The organism is Micromonospora sp. B11E3 (assembly GCF_039871625.1).
Taxonomy (GTDB): Bacteria; Actinomycetota; Actinomycetes; order Mycobacteriales; family Micromonosporaceae; genus Micromonospora.
In genome coordinates this window covers 1-21,191 of record NZ_JBDPMC010000094.1, presented here as the reverse complement: position 1 = coordinate 21,191, position 21,191 = coordinate 1, and the positions used below count along the sequence as shown (strand labels likewise).

Below are 21,191 nucleotides of genomic sequence, written 5' to 3'. Positions count from 1 at the left end.
GGGGCGGGCCGGGGTGGGGGGTGACAGGGGATCAGGGGGTGGGGGACCAGCGGCGCAGTTCGCGTCTGGCCAGCGAGGCGCGGTGCACCTCGTCGGGGCCGTCGGCCAGGCGCAGCGTGCGGGCCTGCGCCCAGAGGGCGGCGAGGGGGGTGTCCTGGCTGACGCCCGCCGCGCCGTACCCCTGGACGGCCTTGTCGATCACCCACTCCGCCATGGCCGGGGTGGCGATCTTGATGGCCTGGATCTCGGTGTGCGCGCCCCTGTTGCCGACGGTGTCCATCAGCCAGGCGGTCTTGAGCACCAGCAGCCGGGCCTGCTCGATGCGGACCCGCGACTCGGCGATCCACTCCCGGACGACGCCCTGCTCGGCGAGCGGCCGGCCGAACGCCACCCGGTCCAGCGCCCGCCGGCACAGCAGCTCCAGGGCCCGCTCGGCCATGCCGACCAGCCGCATGCAGTGGTGGATGCGCCCTGGACCGAGGCGGGCCTGGGCGATGGCGAACCCGGCGCCCTCCGCGCCGACCAGGTTCTCCGCCGGTACCCGTACGTCGGTGAAGTCGATCTCGGCATGCCCGCCGTGCGGGGCGTCGGTGTAGCCGAAGACGGTCATGCCGCGGCGTACGGTCACGCCCGGGGTGTTCCGGGGGACCAGGATCATGCTCTGCTGGCGGTGCCGGTCGGCGTCCGGATCGGTCTTGCCCATGACGATGAAGATCCCGCAGCGCGGGTCCATCGCCCCGGACGACCACCACTTGCGGCCGTTGATCACGTACGAGTCCCCGTCGCGGGCGATGCGGGTGGCGATGTTGGTGGCGTCGGAGGAGGCCACCTCCGGCTCGGTCATGCAGAACGCCGAGCGGATCTCGCCGTCGAGCAGGGGCTTCAGCCAGCGCTCCCGCTGCGCCGGCGAGCCGAACTCGGCCAGCAGCTCCATGTTGCCGGTGTCCGGGGCGGCGCAGTTGACTGCCTCGGGGGCCAGGTGCGGGCTGCGGCCGGTCAGCTCGGCCAGCGGGGCGTACTGGAGGTTGGTCAGCCCGGCGCCGTAGCGGGGGTCGGGGAGGAAGAGGTTCCACAGGCCGCGCCTGCGCGCCTCGGCCTTCAGCTCCGCCAGCACCGGCGGACGGGCCCACGGGTCGCCGGCCGCGGCCACCTGCTCGGCGTGCACCGGCTCGGCCGGGTACACGCACTCGTCCAGGAACGCGGACAGCTTCTCCCGCAGCTCCTGCGTGCGGGCGTCGTACTGGAAGTCCATCACTTCTCCCTGACTGCGCCCAGACCGTGCGCGACCAGCGGTGCGACCAGGTCGCCGATCCGGTCGAACTCCCCGCCGAGCGTCTGCCCGAGCGTGTGCCGGTAGTGGATGCCCTCGCAGATCACCGCGAGCTTGAAACAGCCCAGGGCGACGTGCCAGTGCAGCGGGCCGACGTCGACGTCGGCGCGCCCGGCGTACCGGGCGATCAGCTCGGAGCCGGTGGGGAAGCCGGCGCGCGAACCCAGCCCGTCGGCGACCGGGTTGCCGGCGGCGGCGTCGCTGTCGCCGAGCACGTCCCAGTACGTCAGCAGCAGCCCCAGGTCGGCCAGCGGGTCGCCGAGCGTGGCCATCTCCCAGTCGAGCACGGCCCGTACCGACACCGGGTCGACGGTGGCGAGGAGGTTGTCCAGCCGGTAGTCGCCGTGCACGATCCGCCCGGCGTTCGCCCCCTCGGGCACGGAGGCGGCGAGCGCGTCGCGCAGCTCGTCGACGCCCGGCACCGGGCGGCTGCGGGACTGGTCGAGCTGCGCGGCCCAGCGGCGTACCTGCCGGCCGAGGAAGCCGTCGGGACGGCCGAAGACGGCCAGCCCGACCGACGCGGGGTCGACCGCGTGCAGGGCGGCGAGGGTGTCCATCATCGCCAGGGCCAGCTCGCGCCGCTGCCCGACGGTCAGCTGATCGGTCTGCGACCGGCTGCGGAACACCTCGCCGGTCACCCGTTCCATCAGGTAGAACGGCGCGCCGATCACGTCCGGGTCGGGGCAGTACAGCAGCGCCGCCGGCACCGGCACGGCGGTGGGGGCGAGCGCCGAGACGACCCGGTGCTCCCGGGCCATGTCGTGCGCGGTGGCCAACACGTGCCCGAGCGGCGGCCGGCGCAGCACCACCTCGCGTTCGCCGCAGCGCAGCAGGTACGTCAGGTTCGACTTGCCCCCGGCGATCAGCCGGGCCCGCAGCGGCGCGGCGGCCAGCTCCGGGAGGTGCCCGGCCAGGTACGCGGTGAGCCGGTCGAGGTTCAGCCCACGCGGGGTGGGCTCGTCCGCCGAGCCGGGGCCGGATGCTGTCGGCCGGTGTGCCTCGACGGCCGGATCGGTCATCCGAATAGTTGATGGCACCTCCGCCATACTGTCAAGGTCGGTTTTCCCGCCGGGACATGCCGCGGCAACAGGGGCGAAATGGTCAACCGGCAGGCTGGGGTCCAGCCTGCCGGCCGCCCCGCGCCGGCCCCACCGAACGGAGGGACGACCATGTTGCTGAGAGTTCGGGTGACCCTGCCGGACCGCCCCGGCACCCTCGGCCAGGTGGCCCGCACGCTCGGCGTCGCGGGCGCCGACATCGTCCAGGTGGTCGTCCTGGAGCGGCTCGGCGGGCGGGCGGTCGACGACTTCACGGTGGTCTGGCCGGGCGCCGCCCGGGTGGAGCGGCTGCTGGCCGGCCTGGCCGCCATCCCCGGCGTACGGGTCGACGGGGTCTGGCGGGCGATCGGCGCCCCGACCGCCACGGGCCAGGACGCCGAGCTGCTGGCCCAGGTCGCCGGCAACCCGACCGACGGGTTGGCCACCCTCGTCGACGCGGTCCCCGGGCTGCTCGGCGCGGACTGGGCGGTGGCGGCGGCGGTCCCGGTGGACTGGGCGTCGCGTACCGGGGGCAACGGCGACGCCACCGTGGGGCACGCGAGCTGGCGGGCGCCCGTACCGACCCGGCTGCCCGAGATCACCCCGCTGCGGGCCCGCGCGCTGACCGGCGCCGACGGCCGCCACTACGCGATCGCGCCGTTCGGCCGGGCGGGGCTGGTGCTGGTGGTGGCCCGGGAGCACCACGAACCGCTGACCGCCGCCGCGTTCCACTCCACGGAGGTGGACCGGCTCGCCCTGCTCGTCCGGGCCAGCGCCGTGATCCTCGGAGGTCGGCTGGACCTGGTCGGCGCGCCGCCGGTGGTGGCCGGCGGGTGAGGTGAGTGGGCCCCGGTGCGGGGCCCGTGGGTCGACCGGGTCCAGGTGCGATAGACCCGGCCGACCGGGTGGTGTGGGCCCGGCCGGTGCGGCCGGGCCAGGTGCGTCGCGCGGGCACCGGGACCGCCGGCGCGCCGGGTGTGTCGGGCGTCATGCCGGACGGTTCCGGCCCGTCACGCCCGGGCAACGCCTCCGCAACAGGCGGCGGGCATCGTCGATGGTGGGGAAGGGAGCCAGCTATGACGCTGTGGCGGATCCGGGCGACCGTGGACGACCGGCCGGGCTATCTGTCGGTGCTCACGGCCAGCCTCGCGTTGCGCGGGGTCAACATCCTCAGCGTGCAGGTGCACACCACCGAGGCCGGCGCGGTCGACGACTTCCTGGTCGACGCGCCGGACACCCTGGACGAGTCGGACCTGATCGCCGCCGTGGAGCGGGGCCGGGGGCGGGACTGCTGGGTGGCGCGCAGCGAGGCGCGCGGCCTGGCCGACCAGCCCACCCGGGTGCTCGGCCTGGCCACCCGGCTGGTGCACGACCCGGAGGAGACGGGGGACGCGCTGCGGGCGCTGCTCGGCGCCGACGACGTCGCCTGGCGGCCGACCGGGGTCACCGGCGGGATCGACGGCACGACCATGCTGCTGCCCGACCCCGCCGGGGGGTCGTACCGGCTGCACCGGGCCGCGCCGAGCTACACCCCCGCCGAGTACGCCCGCGCCCAGGCGCTCGTCGAGCTGGCGGCGGCCGTGTCCCGCCGGGCCGCGGAGCACGTCACCCTGGCCCTGCCGGACGGCGCCGAGCTGCTCGTCCGGCCCGCGACCGCCGACGACCTGGCGGGCGTACGGGAGCTGCACGAGGGCTGCTCGGCGCGGAGCCGGCAGCGGCGTTACTTCGCCGGGGCGGCGCTGCCGTCGCCGGCGCGGCTGCGCCGGCTGCTGGAGCCGGCCGAGGGGCTGACCCTGCTCGCGACGACGACCGGCGGCCCGGGCGGGCCGGCCGGTCGGGTCGTGGCGATGGCGAACCTGGTCGCCGAGGGGGACGAGGCCGAGGTGGCCCTGCTGGTGCGGGACGACTGGCAGCGGCGCGGGATCGGCACCGCGCTGCTCCGGCGCCTGGTCGGGCAGGCCGAGCGGGCCGGTGTCGCGGCCGTGCTGCTGCACGTCCAGGTGGAGAACGGCCCGATGATGCGTACGCTGCGCCGGCTGGACCGTGCCACGACGGTGGAGCGGGAGGGCTCCCTGGTGACCGTGACGATGCCCGTCACCCCGGATGCCGCCCCCGCCGCCGTGCCGCCTGTCCCTGCAGCCGTGCCGCCCGCCTCCGCCGCCGTGTCGCCCGTCCGGCGCCGCCCCTGCTGAACGGCCACCCGTGGCCCTTACACCGCCGGGTAGCTGTTGTAGTCGGGGAAGTTGCCGTAGAGGCGGCCGTCGCCGCCCACCGTGACGGCCTGCACCAGCAGGTCGCCGCCGACGAAGGCGCCCTTCCAGGAGGCGCCCCGGCCGCCGAACGGCTCCTCCCGGTCGCCCCGGGAGCGGGGCTTGTTGATGCCGACCTTGAACGCCTGGAGATCGACGGCCAGCTTGCCGGCCAACTCCTCGTCGTCGCAGGCCAGCGAGGCGACCAGCGCGCCGTTGGAGGCGTTCATCTGGGCCAGCAGCTCGTCGGTGGTGTCCACCACGACGATGGTGTCGACGGGCCCGAACGGCTCGGCGTGCATGAGCCGGGACCGGCCGGGCGGGGCGAGCAGCACCGACGGCGCCACGTACGCCGAGGTGTCCTGGCCGTCGAGGAACGGCGCGCCGTCGAGCTTGCCCCGGTGCAGCGGCACCGCGCCGCCGCGTACCGCCTCCTCGACCTTGCGGCGCAGCTCGTCGGCCTTGGCCGCGCTGATCAGTGGGCCGAAGTCCAGCTCGGGCAGGGGATCGCCGGCCGACCAGTTCTCGCCGACGGCGAGCGGGTGTCCGAACCGGACCGAGCGCACGACCGGCAGGTACATGTCGAGGAACTCGTCGACCAGGTCCCGCTGCACCACGAACCGCGGGTACGCGGTGCAGCGCTGCTTGCCGTACTCGAAGCCCTTCTTCAGGTGTCCGGCGAGCAGATCCCACTGGGAGAAGTTCCAGATGCCCCAGGCGTTGAGGCCCTCCTGCTCGATGAAGTGCCGCTTGTCGGTGTCGAGGAGCGCGGCGGCCACCTTCCCGCCGTTGGACCGGCCACCGACGAACGCCACCGCGCCGATCTCGGGGGCCCGGACCAGGACCTCGGACAGCTCCTCGCCGCCTCCGGAGACCAGGGTCGCGGGCAGCCCGGCGCGGCGCATCAGCGCGTGCGCGACGGTGAGGCAGACGGCCCCGCCCTGCGAGGGGGTCTTCGCGATGACGGCGTTGCCGGCGAGCAGCTGCACCAGCTCGGCGTGCACCAGCACGCTCATCGGGTAGTTCCAGCTCGCGATGTTGCTGACCGGCCCGGGCAGCGGCTCCCGGCCGTCGGCGAGCATCCGGTCGATCTCCCCGACGTACCAGCGGACGCCGTCGAGGGCCCGGTCCACGTCGGCGCAGGCCAGCCGCCACGGCTTGCCGATCTCCCAGACCAGCAGCAGGGCGAGCAGGTCGCGGTGCGCGGTGAGGGCGTCCAGGGCGTCGGTGACGCGGGCCTTCCGCTCGGCCAGCGGGGTCTGCGCCCACTCGCGGTGCGCCGCGGCGGCGTACGCGACGGCCGCGCGGGCGGCCTCGGCGTCCAGCCGGGGCAGGTTGACCAGGACGGTGTTGTCGACGGGCGTGCGCACCGGGCTGGGGGAGCCGACCGGGCGCCAGTCGCCCTCGACGAGGTTGCGCAGGGTGGTCACGCCGCCGGCCTCGGGCCCGAATGCCTCGGGCGTGGCGGCGACGGCGCGGGCAAGGGTGTCGGCCCAGGCGGTGCCGTCGGCGAGTCGTAGTGCCATCGCGGATCTCCTCAGGATCGACCGGGGAGCGGCGGCGTCGATGGCACCGCTGATGTGGCGTACTGTCCCGCGGCGGCGCGGCGGGCGGCAACAGTACGTTCGTATGCCAGGACGCGAGGCCGCCTCCGGGCGTCGTCGCGCGCCTGTCGGACCGCGATCACAGGGAGCTGACCAGCAGATACGCTGGCACCTCAGAGGTGGGTATCGATTATGTGATCCACGTCCGAGTGGCTCGGCGTGCGCGCGGGTGATCCTCCCGGCCCGGCCGACGGACTCCGTCGACAACCTCAGGGGCGGTCGGCCGCGGGCCCGTTCGGACCGGGCTGCTTGTCGTACAGCACGACCGGGCCCTTGACCGGGTGGTTGCCAGGCGCGACGTAGACCGCCCGGTGGCTGCCGGTGCCCAACGCGGCGTTGATGGCGGCCTGGGCGCCGACCGTCGGGTCGATCTCGTACGTGGCGCCGGAACCGGCGGGCCGACCCAGGGGATGGCGCCGGTGGACGCGAGGGCGGCGGCCTGTGCCGGGGTGATGCCGCCCAGCGCCGGCGCGGCGACGGCGGCGCCCGCCGTAACCGCCGCGGCCCGGAGCAGACCGCGACGGTCCGAACGCTTGTCCTGCAGACCTCGGTGGGCCGGGCCGTCGCCCGGGCAGCCCGCGCCCCGTCGGCAGGTTCCGTCGTCGACCCGGGTCGACAGGTCCGTCGTGGGCCCCGACACGCAACCGGCCGCCGGGCGAGGCCCGGCGGCCGGTTCGGGGTGTCGTCGGGTCAGCTCGTGAAGGTGATCCTGTCCCGACGGCGGCGCAGCAGCACCAGGGCGGCACCGCCACCGATCAGTGCCACGCCGGTCAGCGCCATGCTGGTCGCGGCCACGCCGGTCACCGGCAGGCCACCCCCGCTGCCGCCGCTCCCGTCGCCGGCGCCCACGCTGGACGACGGCGCCGGCGTGCCGCCGGGCGTCCCCGCGGACGGGTCGGCGAACGGCGACCCCGCCCCGCCGGGCTGTGGGGCCTCCGTCGCGGGCTCGCCGGAGTCCGAGCAGGGCTTGAGCCAGAAGACCTTGTGCTTGGCGTCCGAGGACCGGCCGTCGACGAGGTCCACGTCGAGCTTGAGATGGTAGCCCTGCTTGTCGTGCGCCGTGACGCCCGCCAGGTCGAGGTCGGCGGCGGAGAGCCGGATGACCTCGTCGTGGTCGTTCTCGGCGCCGGCCGCCGGGTCGGTGCTGACGATCTTGTTCTGGACCGACCAGACGACCTTCCTCGGCGTGCTCGGCGGCTGGCTGGTGAGGGTGATGTCCGCCTTCTGGTTCGTGTCGAAGTTGAAGAACTCCAACTCGAACTCGCAGGTGACGTGCGGCTGGTTGTCGACCTTGTCCGTGAACGGCTGGCCGTCGATCTTGACTGTGCCGTTGTCGCCCTTGGGGTTGTGCCCGTTGCTCGGGGCGAGTTGGGCGAGCGGCGCGCTCGCCCACGCCGGGGCGGCGAAGGCGAGGCAGGCCGTGGCGGCGGTCGCGGTCAGAGCCGCGCGCACCACGCGCCGACGTTGTGGCATGAGGAGTCCTCCGGAGAAAGAGATCGAGGGGACGAGACATGATCGCACGCGCTGCGTCCCTGTCTGAACCCTGGGCGACGGCTTGAGCTGGGCCGCCGCCGTGGCGAATCCCACCCGCCGCGGGAGGAGGAACCCGCCACTCGGCGGCGTGTCGGCGTAACGTTTTCGCCACCGCTGACGCCTGCGCGCCGGAAGAGTGCCTGGCGTGCAGCATCTCGACGGGCAGAAACAGGCCAGGGCGGGGTGCAGCGTCACCTCGTCGCGGCAGGCGCAGGCCCGCTGGCGGCTTCGTCGGCCACGGCTTCTCAGGCACCTTCCTGCAGTACCTGATGCCACACGACATCGTCCCGCAGCCGCCCAACACCCAGTCGCCCTGGCGGTTCTGCCGCCTGTGCAGCGCCATGTACTACCAGGGCTACTACCCCGACGAGGGGCGCTGTGCCGCCCGGCCCGGGCTGGGGCACGATGCCGCCGGTCACGTTTTCCAGGTCCCGGTCTACTCCTACTGATCTGCCCGCCGGACGGGGCGGAAACGCGGGAGGCCCCGCGCTCCCGCGGCGCGCTCAGCCGCGGATCTCGCCGTGCTCGACGCAGACCGCCGACCAGCCGGCCGGCACGACCTGCACCTTCATCCGCCGCCGGCAGCGCGCGCAGAACCGGGGTGGCTCCAGCTCGCGCGCCGCCCGGCAGGCCGCGTGCGCGCCGGCGCCGGCCGGCTCGCCGCAGCGGTCGCACCAGAGCTGCGCCGCCGCGGGCTCGACAAGCTCGGTCACGTCGTCCTCACACAGGGTCGCGGAAGTGCTCATGGGCTCGCGAAAGCTGCTCACAGGCTCGCGGAGAGCGCCTTCACCGGCATCTTCAGGTCTTCCAGCAGCGCCAGGTCGGCCGTCGCCGGCCGCCCGAGGGTGGTCAGGTAGTTGCCGACGATGACGGCGTTGATGCCGCCGAGCAGGCCGTCCCGGGTGCCCAGGTCGCCGAGGGTGATCTCCCGGCCGCCCGCGTACCGGAGGATGGTCCGCGGCATGGCCAGCCGGAACGCGGCGATGGCCCGCAGCGCGTCCCTGCCCTCGACCACCGGACGGTCGCCGAGCGGGGTGCCGGGGCGGGGATTGAGGAAGTTCAGCGGGACCTCGTGCGGGTCCAGCTCGGCGAGCTGCGCGGCGAACTCGGCCCGCTGCTCCACCGTCTCGCCGAGGCCGAGGATGCCGCCGCAGCAGACCTCCATGCCGGACTCGCGGACCATCCGCAGCGTCTCCCACCGCTCCTCCCAGGAGTGGGTGGTGACGACGTTGGGGAAGTGGGAGCGGCAGGTCTCCAGGTTGTGGTTGTACCGGTGCACACCCATGTCGACCAGCTCGTCGACCTGTTCCTGGGTGAGCATGCCCAGCGAGGCCGCGACCTGGATGTCCACCTCCGCCCGGATGGCGGCGACGCCCTCGCGCATCTGCTTCATCAGCCGGGCGTCCGGGCCGCGCACGGCGGCCACGATGCAGAACTCGGTCGCCCCGGTCGCCGCCGTCTGCTTCGCCGCCTCGACCAGGGAGGGGATGTCCAGCCACACCGAGCGGACCGGCGAGGCGAACAGGCCCGACTGGGAGCAGAAGTGGCAGTCCTCGGGGCAGCCGCCGGTCTTCAGCGAGACGATGCCCTCGACCTCGACCTCGGGGCCGCACCAGCGCATCCGCACCTCGTGGGCGAGCTGGAGGGCGGCGGGAAGGTGCTCGTCGGGCAGGTTCAGCACGGCGAGGACACCCGCCTGATCGAGGCCGACGCCGTTCTTCAGCACCTGGGTACGGGCCTGGTCGAGGATCTCTGGCATGGCTCGTACCCTACAAGCCCGCCCGGCGGCGGGAACGGCTCGTCCCCGGGCGGCAGGCCGCTGACCAGCGGCGTTCCCCGGCGGAGGTTGGCGACGACGGGCGGGTGGATCCGCCGGCACCCCGACGGGCGGGTGGTAGCTTCGCCCGCGGGGGCGGGGCCGACGACGAGGGACTTCGCCCCGCGGGGCGGGGCCGACGACGAGGGGGTGGCGGTGGCGGACTGGCTGGCGGCGCTGCGCCGCCGCGCCGAGTTGCGGGCCAGGGCGGGGCTGACCCGGCGTCTGCGTCCCCGGGCCGCCGGTGACGCGATGGTCGACCTGGCCGGCAACGACTACCTCGGTCTGGCCACCCACCCCGAGGTCACGGCCGCGGCCGCGCGGGCGCTGTCGGCGTACGGGCTGGGCGCGACCGGCTCCCGGCTGGTGCGCGGGTCCACCGACGCCCACCACGAGCTGGAGTACGCCCTCGCCGACTGGCTCGGCACCGACGGCGCGCTGGTGTTCTCCTCCGGCTACCTGGCCAACCTCGGCGCGGTCCGGGCGCTGGTCCAGCCCCGTACGCTGCTCGTCTCCGACGCGCACAACCACGCGTCCCTGATCGACGGTTGCCGGATCTCCGGCGCGCAGACCGTGGTCACCCCGCACGCCGACGTGGCCGCGGTGGCGGACGCGCTGGCCGCCGCCCCCGGCCGCCCGGCCGTGGTGGTCACCGAGTCCGTCTTCTCCGTCGACGGCGACCTCGCCCCGCTGGCGGAGCTGCACGCCGTGGCCCGCCGGTACGGCGCGCTGCTGCTGGTCGACGATGCGCACGCGCTCGGCGTCACCGGCCCGACCGGGGCCGGCGGGGTGGCCGCCGCCGGGCTGGCCGGCGAGCCGGACGTGGTGGTCACCGCCACGCTCTCGAAGGCGCTGGGCGGCGCGGGCGGCGTGGTCGCCGGGCCGGCCGAGTTTGTTCGGCACCTCGTGGAGACCGGGCGTACCTTCATCTTCGACACCGCCCTGCCACCGGCGGTGGCCGCCGGGGTGCGGGCGGCCGTCGACCTGGCCCGCGCGGGCGACGGCCTGCGCGCCGAGCTGGCCGACCGGGCCGCCCTGGCGATGCGCCGGCTGCGTGCCGCCGGGCTGACCGTCTCCGCGCCGGACGCCGCCGTGGTGTCGGTGACGGCTCCCGGCCCCGAGGCGGCGACCGCCTGGGCCGCCGACTGCGCCGACCGGGGGGTGGCAGTTGGCTGCTTCCGCCCACCGTCGACGCCGGACAGCCGGTCCCGGCTGCGGTTGACCCTCAGCGCCGGGGTGCCCCGGGCGGACTTCGAGCGGGCGCTCGACGTGATCGTGGCGTGCGCGCCGTGAGCCACCTGCGCCGCGGCGGGGCGGGCGGCGTATCGTGCCGCCCCGTGAGTGGGGTGTGGCACGGCGGCGCGGGGCGCGGGCGGGCGGCGCGCGGACGGCGGGAGGTGGCGTGGTGAGTGCGGCGTGGACCGGGCCGGTGTTGGTCACCGGCACCGACACCGAGATCGGCAAGACGGTGGTGACGGCGGCGGTGACGGCCGCCGCGCAGGCCGCCGGCCTGCGGGTCGCCGTGGTCAAGCCCGGCCAGACCGGTACGGCCACCGGCGACCCCGGCGACGTCGACACCGTCACCCGCTTGGCCGCGCCGCTTACCGGCCGCACCCTGGCCAGTTATCCCGACCCGCTCGCCCCGCTGGCCGCGGCCCGGGTGGCGCAGCTGGAGCCGTTGGAGCTCTACACGGCCGTCGACGCGATCCGCGAGGAGATCGACAAGCACGACCTGGTGCTGATCGAGGGGGCGGGCGGGCTGCTCGTACCGATGGGGTTGCGCCCCTCGGGCGAGCCCTGGACGGTGGCCGACCTGGCGGTGGCGCTGGACGCGCGGGCCGTGGTCGTGGCCCGGGCCGGACTCGGCACGCTCAACCACACCGCCCTGACCCTGGAGGCCCTGGAGCGCCGCGCGGTGCCGGCGGGCGTGGTGATCGGCGCGTGGCCGGCCGAGCCCGAGCTGGTGCACTGGGCCAACCTGACCGAGCTGGTGCCCGACCTGCTCGGCGCGCTGCCGGCGGGGGCCGGGTCGATGGACCCCGGGGTGTTCCGCCGCTCCGCGCCGGGCTGGCTCACGCCCACCCTGTACGGGGTGCTCGACGACTGGCGGGCCTGGGCCGAGGACGCGAACTGACCACCTGACTTTCGTCGGTGCCCCGCCCCGGCGGGCGTCGGTAGCCTGGCCGCCGTGCGGTGGGTGCGACGGTACGGCGACGGGCGGTGCTGGCCGCCCCGATCGGGTTCGCCCGGCTCACGCCCCCGTACGATCGGTATGCCCTGCCGCTCGGCGCGGGCGCCCTGGCGCTGCTGGCCGTGGCGGTGCGGTTGAGCCGCCGCCGGCCGCTGCCGGCGCTGGTGCTCGTGGTGCTGGGCTCCCTGGTCGACGGCAACTTCGTCTTCGCCATCCCGGTGTTCAGCTACCTGACCGGGCGGCGTAGTCCCGGCGCGGCCCCCGCCGCCGTCGTCTTCGGGCTGATCGCCGCGGGCGGCACCGCGCTGAACGTCGGGCTGCTCGGCGCCGGCGCGGCCACCTGGTTCCTGCTCGCCTCGGTGCTGCTCTTCGCCGGGGTGTTCCCCTGGCTGGTTGGCCGGTACCGGCGGCAACAGGAGGAGCTGGTCGTCGCCGGGTCACGGCACGCCGAGGCGGTCGAGCGGGAGCGGCGCGGCGCGGCGGAGCGGATCCGGCTGCGGGAGCGGGCCCGGATCGCCCAGGAGATGCACGACTCCCTCGGCCACGAGCTGAGCCTGATCGCGCTGCGCGCCGCCGCGCTGGAGCTGGCCGACGACCTGCCCGCTGGGCACCGGGCGGCGGCCGGCGCGGGCGACCCCCGGGAGCTGATCGCCGGCGTACGGGCGGTGGCCGACGGCGGGGCGTACCTGTCGCCGCGGATCGCCCGGCGGGTGATCGAGCTGAACGGCGCCCGGCTGGCCCGGCGCCCCGCGGCGCGGGAGCGCACGGCCGGGCTGACCGAGCGCGAGCGGGAGGTGCTCGCCCTGGTCGGGGCGGGCCTGTCCAACGGGGAGATCGCCCGCCGCCTGCACCTCGTGGAGGGCACCGTGAAGAGCTACCTGACCAGCATCTTCACCCGGCTGGAGGTGCGCAACCGGGTGCAGGCGGCCATCCTCGCCCACGAGGCGGGCCTGGTCGAGATGTGAGGAAGGGCCCCTTGTCATGGGGCCCTTCCTCATCTCTCAGGCGTCGCGGCGGCATCTCTCAGGCGTCGCGGCGGCGCAGGGCGGCGCGGCCGGCGGCCAGGGCGGCGGCGGCCCAGCCGGCGAGCAGCAGCAGGCCGACCACCGGCGGGTACGGCTCGCCGTCGCCGGCCAGGAAATGCCCCCCGGCCACCCCGGGGAACGCGTCGGCGATCCGGGTCAGCACAGCGATGCCCGGCTCCTGGAGGGAGAGCGGGACGATCATCAGCACGGCGAGCAGGACGATCACCGTGAGCACCGCGCTGCGCAGCACCGCGCCGAGGCCGAGCGCCAGCACCGAGACCAGGGCCAGGTACGCGGCCGACGCGACGACGTCGCGGACGGTCCCGCCGGCCGGGGCGGCGCCCCACTCGCCGAGCACCGGGGCGGCGACCAGCGCGCCGACCGCCCCGAGCAGCAGCCCCAGCCCGAAGGTCACCGCCGCGGTCACCGCGGCCTTGGCCAGCAGTACGCGCCCCCGCGACGGCGTGCACCGCAGGGTGGTGCGCAGCGTGCCGGTGCCGAACTCGGCGGTGACCGCGAGCAGGCCGAGCGCCAGCACGGCGTACTGGGTCAGCTCCAGGGAGTCGATCAGCACGCTGCCGAGGGTGACGACGCCCCGGTCGTCGGCCGGGTCGTCGTTGGTGTTCGCGTTGTCGGCGTAGATCGCGAGCTGGCCGGCGGTGGCGGCCGTCAGCAGCACCGCCGACAGCATCGTCCACCAGGTGGACCGGACCGACCAGAGCTTGGTCCACTCGGCGGCGACCGCCCCGGCGAGGGCTCCGGGGCGCGGGGCCGGGCGGGTCCCGGCAAGCGCGCTCATCGGGCCGCCTCCGGCTGCGGGGAGCCGGCGGCGTACTCGACGCTGCCGCCGGTGAGCGCCATGAACGCCTGCTCCAGCGACGGGGTCACCGGGGTCAGCTCGTGCAGCCGCACGCCCAGGTCGTACGCGAGGTCACCGACGCGCTCGGCGGTGAGCCCGGTGACGGTCAGCTCGTCCGGCCCGTCGGCCTCGACGGTGACCGCCTCGCCGGCGAGCCGGGCGGCCAGCGCGGCCAGCCCGGACGGCTGCGGGACGCGGACCCGGACCGCGGCGGCGCCGCCCGCGAGTACCTCGGCGACGGGCGCGTCGGTGATCAGCCGGCCCCGGCCGATCACCACGAGTTGGTCGGCGGCCTGCTGCATCTCACTCATCAGGTGGCTGGACACCAGCACCGTCCGTCCCTGGTCGGCGAGCGACCGGGCGAGCTGCCGGATCCAGCGCACCCCGTCCGGGTCGAGGCCGTTGACCGGTTCGTCGAACAGCAGCACCGGCGGGTCGCCGAGCAGCGCCCCGGCGATGCCGAGCCGCTGGCCCATGCCGAGCGACAGCATCCGGCCGGGCTTCGCGGCGGCCCGCTCGTCCAGGCCGACCAGGGCGAGCACCTCGTCCACGCGGCGGCGCGGGATGCCGTTGCTGCGGGCGGCGGCCAGCAGGTGGGCCCGGCCGGAGCGGGCCGGGTGGATCGCGCCCGCGTCCAGCAGCGCGCCGACGGTGTGCAGCGGGTGGCGCAGCTCCCGGTACGGCCGCCCGTCGACCAGGGCCCGGCCGGCGGTGGGCCGGTCCAGGCCGAGGATCATCCGCATGGTGGTGGACTTGCCCGCGCCGTTCGGGCCGAGGAAGCCGGTGACCCGGCCGGGGAGGATGTCGACGGTCAGGTCGTCGACGGCGGTCGCCGGGCCGAACCGTTTGGTCAGCCCACGTAATGTGATCATGGCCTGACGGTAGGGATCGGGTGGGCTGCCCCGCCGCTGCCGATCGCCGTCGGTCGGACCTGACCTTCGTCAGGTCGCCAGCCCGGTGGGGGCTCAGGCGCGGGCGACGACGAAGGCGTCCGGCATCCGGAAGGTGAGGTTGTCGGGGCACCAGGGCGGCCGGACGACCCGTACCCCGTCGAGCAGCGGGGCGGCCTCGGCGACCACCACCGCCGCCTCCAGCCGGGCCAGTTGGGCGCCGACGCAGCGGTGCGCCCCCGCCCCGAACGCCAGGTGCCGGCGCGAGCCGCGTTGCCCGGGCACGAACGCGGCGGGCTGCGGCACCACCGCGGGGTCCCGGCCGGCGCGGGCCAGCCAGAGCACGACGCTGGTGCCCGCCGGCACCGCCGTGCCGCCCAGCGTGGTGTCGACGGCGGCGACCCGCCGCCAGGTGACGATCGGCGGCTCCAGCCGTAGTCCCTCCTCGACCACGTCGGCGACGGAGACACTGCCGTCGCGCAGCCCGGCCCGCACCTCCGGCTCGCCGGCGAGCCGGTGCAGCAGCAGGGTGAGGAACTGCGAGGTGGTCTCCTGGCCGGCGACCAGCAGGAAGAACAGCGCGCCGACCACCACGTCGGGGGAGTGCCCGGCCGCCCGCAGCCGGGCGGCGAGGCCCCCGCCGGTGGCGGCGAACGCGCGCAGCACCCGGTGGAACCGCCCCACCTCGGCGGCCAGGGCCCGCTGGCGCCGTTCGTCCAGCGGCGCCCAGAACAGCTCCAGCGCCGCGCGGGCGAACTCCTTCACCGCGCCGACCGGCGCGTCCGGCAGTTCGACGAGCCGGGCCAGCACCAGCAGCGGCAGGTCGGCGGCGAGGCCGGCGTACAGGTCGACCGGTACGCCGGCGTCGAGCGCCGCGCGCAGCCGGGCGACCCGCTCGCGGACGAGGCCGGTCAGCCACGGCCGTTGGGCGGCGACCCGGTCGGGGTGCAGCGCGTCCGCGACGATGCCCCGGATCTCCGGGTGGCTGGCGCCGGAGTTGTTGGCCAGGGTCGGCGGCAGGCGGAACCGGTGCCCGGCGAGCACCCGCAGGGCGGCCACCGGGATCGGGGTGACCGCGTCGAGGGCGTTGTCCGGCCGGAACGTGGCCGGGTCGGCGAGCACCTGCCGGACCAGCGCGTGCCGGGTCACCACCAGGTGCCCGACGCCGACGTGGTCGACGACGGTCGCCACGTCCGGCCACGGCCCGTCGGTGGCGTCCCCCCACCCCCGGAACAGCACGCCGACACGCTAACGGGCGGCCCCCGGCCGGGCCGGGTTCAGCTCCCACACCGTGGTGCGCTTCACGCGTACGCTCTCCAGCGCCTCCGGCACCGGCACGTCGTACCCGGCCAACTCGCGGAACCGCTCGCGGGGCAGGAACGCCCGGCCCGGGTCGCCGACCAGGACCCGGGCGCCCGCGCGGGCGGCCCGGAGCAGGAAACGCAGCATGCGGCGGGCCATCGCCTCGCTGTAGAACACGTCCCCGGCGAGCACCACCTCGGCGTCGCCCGCGTCGCCGTCGAGGATGTCGCCGAGTTCGGCGTCGACGCGTACGTCGTTGGCGGCGGCGTTCAGCGCGACGGCGGCCACGGCGCGCTCGTCGACCTCGACGGCGCGGACCGCCGTGGCCCCGGCGCGGGCGGCGGCGACGGCGACCAGGCCGGAGCCGGAGGCGAGGTCGAGCACCCGGCGGCCGGCGACGACGTCCGGGTGGTCGAGCACGTAGCGGGCGAGGCCCTGGCCGCCCGCCCATGCGAAGGCCCAGAACGGCGGCGGCTGGGAGCTGTGGAACTCGCCCTCGGTCAGCTCCCACAGGCCGATCGGCTCGTCGGCCTGGTGCAGCCGGACCTCGGGGACGAAGGGCACCGGGGCGAGCCGCGCGTGCAGCCGGACGAAGGCCGTGGAGAGATCGGACACCCGGTGATTCTCCCCGCCGGGCCGGTCGCGGCCACGTCGGCCCGCCGGGCCGGTGCTTCGTCGGGAAGGCGATCGGATTCCACGTCGAGCACAACCGGGGTCACCACGTCCGGGTGGCCACCCCGGAGGACCCGGCCAGCGCCCGGCTCGGGGAGAGCTTCTACGCCTGCTGGCCGCGTACGGTCCGGGGCGGCCTGCGGTCGGCGTGGCGGCTGGAGGCGCGTGGGCTGCGGCGGCGGGCCGGCGGCCCCTGGGCGTACCGCAACGACGTGCTCAACGCGTGGGCGATGACGGTGGCCCTGTTCGCCGTCCTGGTCGTGGCGTTCGGGCCGGCGGCGCCGCTGCCCCCGCTGTGGCGCCGAATCATGGACCACCGGGTGCTGGCGCACTACGGCGGCGATCTGGAAACTGGCCAACGTCCACCCGCCGGCCCGGGCCCGGCTGCGTCGGCGGTTCAGTCCAGCTGGGCCGGCTCCAGCCCCAGCTCGCGGGCGGTGACGAGGCGGACCCACTCGACGAACTGCCGGCGGGAGATCACCCGCTCGTGCACCGCGAGCTGCACGGCCAGCCCGTCCATCACCGCGCTGATCCGCCAGGCGGCGCCGGCCGGGTCGGCGCACTCGAAGGTGCCCTCGCGCACCCCCTGCGCGATCACCGCGGCGAGGTCCTCCCGCCAGCGCAGGTCCAGCCGGCGGGAGAGCCGTTCCAGCTCCGGCGTGCGCAACGACTCGGACCAGCCGTCGATCCACATCGACCAGGAGGTGGGGCGGCCCGAGGGGGTGTAGAGCCTGAGCATCCGCCGGAGCTTGGCCAGGGGCGGCGCGGAGGAGCGCACCACGATGTCGAGGCGCGCCAGGTCCTGCTCCACGGCGTACGCGAAGGCCTGCGCGAGCAGCCTGTCCTTCGTGGCGAAGTGGTAGAAGACCAGGGCCTGGCTCACCCCGGCGGCCTCGGCCACGTCCGCGGTGCGGGTGTTGGCCAGGCCCCGTTGGGAGATCACGTCACAGGCCGTGCGCAGCAGGGCATCCAGGCGGATCTCGGCGGCACGTCTCGTCACGCGGCTACCGTAACCTATCCGTTCGTTCACAAACAGTTACCGCTCCGGGCTGGTCGGGCGCGCCAGAGTCGGAAGTCTGACACTTTTCGGACTTGTATCCGACGTCCATTCCGGTATTCACCCAGGCTCCTAGGAAACCCTAGGGAGTGGGCCGCCGCCGCGCCGGCGGTCCGCCTCGGCTGTGGCCCACCTGGCGTCTCCGCCCGGCTCGGATCTCGGTGGGGCCCGCCGTACCGCTTTCCGAGATCCTGGTACGGCATGGTCTCTGGAGGGACCGGTTTCGACCAGGGTCTCCGGCTGACCCAGCCAGGTCGGCGACATGGAGTGGATCATCCGAACCCGGGTGGGGCGGCGGGCGCGGAGGGTGGCCGGAGACGCGCCGGAGGCCCCCGATTTGGCAACCGTTCCCGGCCTCGGCTAAAGTTCTCATCCGTCACCGGGAAACGCCGGGGGCACGCGGACGTAGCGCAGCTGGTAGCGCATCACCTTGCCAAGGTGAGGGTCGCGGGTTCGAATCCCGTCGTCCGCTCGGAGATGCCGCCACGCATGTCGGGGGCAACCTCGGTGGAGTGGCCGAGAGGCGAGGCAACGGCCTGCAAAGCCGTGTACACGGGTTCAAATCCCGTCTCCACCTCGGCAGTTGACGAGGGCGATTGGCGCAGTGGGAGCGCGCTTCCTTGACACGGAAGAGGTCACTGGTTCAAACCCAGTATCGCCCACCACACAGATACGGCCCGGCACCTGACAAGGTGTCGGGCCGTATCTCGTTCCCCACGCGGGCCCCGACGTCGGCCCGCGGCGGGTGCCGGACACCACCGTGTCGGCGGCATCGCGGCATCGACGGGTGCCGGACACCACCGTGTCGGCGGCATCGCGGCATCGCGACTCCGTCAGGGGCGGTCACAGCGGCGGGGTGACGTCCCGGCGTTCCTCGACCCGCCGGTACTCCACCGGCTCGCTGGTGGTGACCACCTCGCGGCGGCGGCCCCAGACCAGGGTGGTCATGATGAGGCCGAGCACGCCGGCCGCCATCAGGATCCAGCCGACGACGTCGAGGTTGACGCCGCCGATGCTGGCGTCGAGCGCGAAGGTGAGGATCGCGCCGACCGCGATCAGGAAGATGCTCGTACCGATACCCACGACAGCCTCCTTCCGGGGGGTGTGGTGCTGTCGGAGAGGGTCAGTACCCAGCTGGTCAGCCGCGCAACCGCCCCGCGCGTAGGGGGACGTGCGGGGCGATCTTGTCATCGGGTAGAGTTTCCGGCGTCACCGGGGGAACACCGGGGGCACGCGGACGTAGCGCAGCTGGTAGCGCATCACCTTGCCAAGGTGAGGGTCGCGGGTTCGAATCCCGTCGTCCGCTCGCGATCCGCCCCCGCTCGGGGGCCGACCGTCGCCGGGAGTCGCGGCCGTGCCGCCTCCGGCATCCCGCGGGCGATTGGCGCAGTGGGAGCGCGCTTCCTTGACACGGAAGAGGTCACTGGTTCAAACCCAGTATCGCCCACCATCGACGTCCCGGTCGCCGGCTCGGCGGCCGTCGTGCCGGGAGGTGTCGGTGACGCCCCGTAGACTCCGCGGGTGACCTCCGGCACCGACACCCTCGCCCCCGGCACCGACACGATCGTCCAGACCCCGCTCGCCGTGCTGCGGCGGGTCTTCGGCTACGACGACTTCCGGGGCGAGCAGCGGGAGATCATCGACCACGTGGTCGGCGGCGGCGACGCCCTGGTCCTGATGCCGACCGGCGGCGGCAAGTCGCTGTGCTACCAGATCCCGGCGCTGGTGCGCGACGGCGTCGCCGTGGTCGTGTCGCCGCTGATCGCCCTGATGCAGGACCAGGTCGACGCCCTGACCGCCGTCGGGGTGCGGGCCGGCTTCCTCAACTCCACGCTCGACCCGGACGCCCGGCGGCGGGTCGAGGCGGCATTCCTCGGCGGCGAGCTGGACCTGCTCTACCTGGCCCCCGAGGCGCTGGGCAGCCGGGCCACCGTCGGGCTGCTCGACCGGGGCCGGATCGCCCTGTTCGCCATCGACGAGGCGCACTGCGTGGCGCAGTGGGGCCACGACTTCCGCCCGGACTACCTGGCGCTGTCGATGCTGCACGAGCGCTGGCCGGCCGTGCCGCGGATCGCGCTGACCGCCACCGCGACCGCCGAGACCGCCCGGGAGATCGCGTCCCGGCTCGGCCTCACCGGGGCCCGGCACTTCGTCGCCAGCTTCGACCGGCCCAACATCCAGTACCGGATCGTGTCGAAGCGGGAGCCGCGCCGGCAGCTGCTCGACCTGATCCGCACCGAGCACCCGGGCGACGCCGGCATCGTCTACTGCCTGTCCCGGGCGTCCGTGGACCGCACGGCCGAGTTCCTCGTCGCCAACGACGTCCCCGCGCTGCCGTACCACGCCGGGCTGGACGCGGCCACCCGCGCCGCCCACCAGCAGCGGTTCCTGCGGGAGGACGGCCTCGTCATGGTCGCCACCATCGCGTTCGGGATGGGCATCGACAAGCCGGACGTGCGGTTCGTCGCCCACCTCGACCTGCCCCGCTCGGTCGAGGGCTACTACCAGGAGACCGGGCGCGCCGGCCGGGACGGCCTGCCGTCGACGGCGTGGCTGGCGTACGGGCTGCAGGACGTGGTGCAGCAGCGCAAGATGATCGACTCGAGTGAGGGGGACGCGGCGCACCGGCGGGTCCTCGCCGCCCACCTCGACGCCATGCTGGCCCTCTGCGAGACCGTGGAGTGCCGCCGGGTGCGCCTGCTGAGCTACTTCGGGCAGGCCAGCGAGCCCTGCGGCAACTGCGACACCTGCCTGGACCCGCCGGAGTCGTGGGACGGCACGATCGCCGCGCAGAAGCTGCTGTCGACCGTGCTGCGGCTGCACCGGGAGCGCAACCAGAAGTTCGGCGCGGGGCAGTGCGTCGACATCCTGCTCGGCCGGCGTACGGAGAAGGTCGCCCAGCACCGCCACGACTCGCTGAGCGTGTTCGGGGTGGGCACCGAGCTGAGCGAGGCCGAGTGGCGGGGCGTGGTCCGGCAGCTGCTGGCCCAGGGCCTGCTCGCGGTCGAGGGCGACTACGGCACCCTGGTGCTGACCGAGACCAGCGGCGAGGTGCTGGGCCGCCGCCGGTCGGTGCCCATGCGCCGGGAGACGGCCCGGCCGGCGAGGGCGAAGGCGGCGAAGGCGGCGCGCCCGTCCGCCGGCGGCGCCGTGGAGCTGCCCCCGTCGGCCGAGCCGGTGTTCGAGCGGCTGCGCGCCTGGCGGGCCGCCACCGCCCGGGAGCAGGGGGTGCCCGCGTACGTGGTGTTCCACGACGCGACGCTGCGCCAGATCGCCGCCGACCCGCCGTCGTCGTTGGACGAGCTGTCCCGGATCAGCGGGGTGGGCGAGGCCAAGCTGGCCCGGTACGGCGAGCAGATCCTCGCGGCCCTGGCGGAGTGAGCTTCTGCCGTCGGCAGATCCGCTGCCCGTGAACACGGTCCTCCCCGGGGCGGCCGGGTCGGCACAGTGGGGTTAACAACTGCTGGCGTGTCGATGGTCTTTAGCGGTATCTAGCGTTTTATGGTTGTCGGCGTGAACTTGAAGGAGTGGGCGGCGGCAACCGGTGTCTCGTATGTGACCGCGCGGCGGCAGTACGCGGCGGGGATGCTGCCCGTTCCGACGTATCGGCTCGGCCGGCTCATCAT

The 21,191-nt window shown here is 74.9% G+C and carries 19 protein-coding genes, 5 tRNA genes and 2 pseudogenes; 13 read left to right on the top strand and 13 right to left on the bottom strand.

The features are described 5' to 3' along the window. Positions 1-31: 31 nt before the first annotated feature. Positions 32-1,252 carry an acyl-CoA dehydrogenase family protein gene (locus tag ABGB16_RS29535; RefSeq protein ID WP_347671360.1) on the bottom strand — a complete coding sequence of 407 codons (1,221 nt, stop codon included), beginning with the start codon at positions 1,250-1,252 and terminating at the stop codon, positions 32-34. Beyond that, on the bottom strand, positions 1,252-2,349 hold the full coding sequence (locus ABGB16_RS29530; RefSeq protein WP_347671359.1) for a phosphotransferase family protein: 1,098 nt from the start codon (positions 2,347-2,349) through the stop codon (positions 1,252-1,254). Before ABGB16_RS29530 ends, ABGB16_RS29535 begins: the two co-directional genes overlap by 1 nt. 150 nt (positions 2,350-2,499) lie before the next feature. Between ABGB16_RS29530 and ABGB16_RS29525 the strand changes: the two genes are divergently transcribed. Both ABGB16_RS29525 and ABGB16_RS29520 read left to right on the top strand, forming a co-directional pair. After that, a complete protein-coding gene (locus tag ABGB16_RS29525) occupies positions 2,500-3,204 on the top strand; it encodes an amino acid-binding protein (protein WP_347671358.1) in 705 nt (234 codons plus the stop codon). Positions 3,205-3,443: 239 nt separating this feature from the next. Beyond that, positions 3,444-4,559, top strand: a complete 1,116-nt coding sequence (locus tag ABGB16_RS29520; protein WP_347671357.1) for a GNAT family N-acetyltransferase — start codon at positions 3,444-3,446, stop codon at positions 4,557-4,559. Positions 4,560-4,576: 17 nt separating this feature from the next. Here ABGB16_RS29520 and ABGB16_RS29515 read toward each other — a convergent pair whose 3' ends face one another. Both ABGB16_RS29515 and ABGB16_RS29510 read right to left on the bottom strand, forming a co-directional pair. Further along, positions 4,577-6,142: an aldehyde dehydrogenase family protein gene (locus ABGB16_RS29515; protein WP_347671356.1), complete on the bottom strand. Its 1,566-nt coding sequence runs from the start codon at positions 6,140-6,142 to the stop codon at positions 4,577-4,579. Between the two features lie 768 nt (positions 6,143-6,910). Continuing rightward, positions 6,911-7,675: an LPXTG cell wall anchor domain-containing protein gene (locus ABGB16_RS29510; protein WP_347671355.1), complete on the bottom strand. Its 765-nt coding sequence runs from the start codon at positions 7,673-7,675 to the stop codon at positions 6,911-6,913. Between the two features lie 347 nt (positions 7,676-8,022). Here ABGB16_RS29510 and ABGB16_RS29505 point away from each other — a divergent pair, with 347 nt between their 5' ends. Next, a complete protein-coding gene (locus ABGB16_RS29505) occupies positions 8,023-8,202 on the top strand; it encodes a hypothetical protein (protein ID WP_347671354.1) in 180 nt (59 codons plus the stop codon). A 54-nt stretch (positions 8,203-8,256) separates the two neighbouring features. On the opposite strand, the gene ABGB16_RS29500 is transcribed toward ABGB16_RS29505, so the two are convergent. Then, positions 8,257-8,499: a hypothetical protein gene (locus ABGB16_RS29500; protein ID WP_347671353.1), complete on the bottom strand. Its 243-nt coding sequence runs from the start codon at positions 8,497-8,499 to the stop codon at positions 8,257-8,259. A 17-nt stretch (positions 8,500-8,516) separates the two neighbouring features. Further along, positions 8,517-9,512, bottom strand: coding sequence for a biotin synthase BioB (gene bioB / locus ABGB16_RS29495; RefSeq protein ID WP_347671352.1), 996 nt, complete (start codon positions 9,510-9,512; stop codon positions 8,517-8,519). A gap of 213 nt (positions 9,513-9,725) precedes the next feature. Between bioB and ABGB16_RS29490 the strand changes: the two genes are divergently transcribed. From ABGB16_RS29490 to ABGB16_RS29475, 4 genes and pseudogenes are all read left to right on the top strand, one after another. Continuing rightward, on the top strand, positions 9,726-10,862 hold the full coding sequence (locus tag ABGB16_RS29490; protein ID WP_347671364.1) for an 8-amino-7-oxononanoate synthase: 1,137 nt from the start codon (positions 9,726-9,728) through the stop codon (positions 10,860-10,862). A 136-nt stretch (positions 10,863-10,998) separates the two neighbouring features. Beyond that, a complete protein-coding gene (gene bioD / locus ABGB16_RS29485; RefSeq protein WP_347671363.1) occupies positions 10,999-11,703 on the top strand; it encodes a dethiobiotin synthase in 705 nt (234 codons plus the stop codon). Between the two features lie 59 nt (positions 11,704-11,762). Further along, positions 11,763-12,371: pseudogene (locus ABGB16_RS29480) on the top strand (histidine kinase); the annotation flags it as partial. Positions 12,372-12,386: 15 nt separating this feature from the next. Continuing rightward, a pseudogene (locus ABGB16_RS29475) lies at positions 12,387-12,725 on the top strand (response regulator transcription factor); the annotation flags it as partial. A 58-nt stretch (positions 12,726-12,783) separates the two neighbouring features. On the opposite strand, the gene ABGB16_RS29470 reads toward ABGB16_RS29475, so the two are convergent. From ABGB16_RS29470 to ABGB16_RS29445, 6 genes are all read right to left on the bottom strand, one after another. After that, positions 12,784-13,584, bottom strand: coding sequence for an ABC transporter permease (locus ABGB16_RS29470; protein WP_347671351.1), 801 nt, complete (start codon positions 13,582-13,584; stop codon positions 12,784-12,786). After that, positions 13,581-14,516 (bottom strand): ATP-binding cassette domain-containing protein, encoded by a 936-nt coding sequence (locus ABGB16_RS29465; protein WP_347671350.1) that lies wholly within the window; start codon positions 14,514-14,516, stop codon positions 13,581-13,583. Before ABGB16_RS29465 ends, ABGB16_RS29470 begins: the two co-directional genes overlap by 4 nt. 93 nt (positions 14,517-14,609) lie before the next feature. Continuing rightward, positions 14,610-15,725 (bottom strand): cytochrome P450, encoded by a 1,116-nt coding sequence (locus tag ABGB16_RS29460; RefSeq protein ID WP_347671362.1) that lies wholly within the window; start codon positions 15,723-15,725, stop codon positions 14,610-14,612. Between the two features lie 57 nt (positions 15,726-15,782). After that, on the bottom strand, positions 15,783-16,451 hold the full coding sequence (locus tag ABGB16_RS29455) for a 50S ribosomal protein L11 methyltransferase (protein ID WP_347671349.1): 669 nt from the start codon (positions 16,449-16,451) through the stop codon (positions 15,783-15,785). A 160-nt stretch (positions 16,452-16,611) separates the two neighbouring features. After that, complete coding sequence (locus tag ABGB16_RS29450) at positions 16,612-16,818, bottom strand: hypothetical protein (protein ID WP_347671348.1); 207 nt, start codon at positions 16,816-16,818, stop codon at positions 16,612-16,614. 87 nt (positions 16,819-16,905) lie between these two features. Then, positions 16,906-17,508, bottom strand: a complete 603-nt coding sequence (locus ABGB16_RS29445; protein ID WP_347671347.1) for a TetR/AcrR family transcriptional regulator — start codon at positions 17,506-17,508, stop codon at positions 16,906-16,908. 456 nt (positions 17,509-17,964) lie between these two features. Here ABGB16_RS29445 and ABGB16_RS29440 point away from each other — a divergent pair. From ABGB16_RS29440 to ABGB16_RS29430, 3 genes are all read left to right on the top strand, one after another. After that, positions 17,965-18,037: transfer RNA gene (locus ABGB16_RS29440), tRNA-Gly, on the top strand. A 34-nt stretch (positions 18,038-18,071) separates the two neighbouring features. Beyond that, positions 18,072-18,142, top strand: a tRNA-Cys gene (locus tag ABGB16_RS29435). A 13-nt stretch (positions 18,143-18,155) separates the two neighbouring features. After that, positions 18,156-18,230: transfer RNA gene (locus ABGB16_RS29430), tRNA-Val, on the top strand. Between the two features lie 178 nt (positions 18,231-18,408). Here ABGB16_RS29430 and ABGB16_RS29425 read toward each other — a convergent pair. After that, positions 18,409-18,648, bottom strand: coding sequence for a DUF6458 family protein (locus tag ABGB16_RS29425; RefSeq protein ID WP_347671346.1), 240 nt, complete (start codon positions 18,646-18,648; stop codon positions 18,409-18,411). Between the two features lie 150 nt (positions 18,649-18,798). On the opposite strand from ABGB16_RS29425, the gene ABGB16_RS29420 reads away from it, so the two are divergent. The 3 genes from ABGB16_RS29420 to recQ all read left to right on the top strand — a co-directional run bounded on the left by ABGB16_RS29420 (position 18,799) and on the right by recQ (position 20,946). Beyond that, positions 18,799-18,871 (top strand) — tRNA-Gly (locus ABGB16_RS29420). Between the two features lie 69 nt (positions 18,872-18,940). Beyond that, positions 18,941-19,015: transfer RNA gene (locus ABGB16_RS29415), tRNA-Val, on the top strand. 113 nt (positions 19,016-19,128) lie between these two features. Next, complete coding sequence (recQ, locus tag ABGB16_RS29410) at positions 19,129-20,946, top strand: DNA helicase RecQ (RefSeq protein ID WP_347671361.1); 1,818 nt, start codon at positions 19,129-19,131, stop codon at positions 20,944-20,946. Positions 20,947-21,191: the final 245 nt, after the last annotated feature.

Excerpts from the sequence above, each read along its gene's own strand:
- ABGB16_RS29535 (WP_347671360.1), bottom strand. The coding sequence starts at position 1,252 with ATGGACTTCCAGTACGACGCCCGCACGCAGGAGCTGCGGGAGAAGCTG.
- ABGB16_RS29530 (WP_347671359.1), bottom strand. The coding sequence starts at position 2,349 with ATGACCGATCCGGCCGTCGAGGCACACCGGCCGACAGCATCCGGCCCC.
- ABGB16_RS29525 (WP_347671358.1), top strand. The coding sequence starts at position 2,500 with ATGTTGCTGAGAGTTCGGGTGACCCTGCCGGACCGCCCCGGCACCCTC.
- ABGB16_RS29520 (WP_347671357.1), top strand. The coding sequence starts at position 3,444 with ATGACGCTGTGGCGGATCCGGGCGACCGTGGACGACCGGCCGGGCTAT.
- ABGB16_RS29515 (WP_347671356.1), bottom strand. The coding sequence starts at position 6,142 with ATGGCACTACGACTCGCCGACGGCACCGCCTGGGCCGACACCCTTGCC.
- ABGB16_RS29505 (WP_347671354.1), top strand. The coding sequence starts at position 8,023 with ATGCCACACGACATCGTCCCGCAGCCGCCCAACACCCAGTCGCCCTGG.
- ABGB16_RS29500 (WP_347671353.1), bottom strand. The coding sequence starts at position 8,499 with ATGAGCACTTCCGCGACCCTGTGTGAGGACGACGTGACCGAGCTTGTC.
- bioB (WP_347671352.1), bottom strand. The coding sequence starts at position 9,512 with ATGCCAGAGATCCTCGACCAGGCCCGTACCCAGGTGCTGAAGAACGGC.
- ABGB16_RS29470 (WP_347671351.1), bottom strand. The coding sequence starts at position 13,584 with ATGAGCGCGCTTGCCGGGACCCGCCCGGCCCCGCGCCCCGGAGCCCTC.
- ABGB16_RS29465 (WP_347671350.1), bottom strand. The coding sequence starts at position 14,516 with ATGATCACATTACGTGGGCTGACCAAACGGTTCGGCCCGGCGACCGCC.
- ABGB16_RS29450 (WP_347671348.1), bottom strand. The coding sequence starts at position 16,818 with ATGATTCGGCGCCACAGCGGGGGCAGCGGCGCCGCCGGCCCGAACGCC.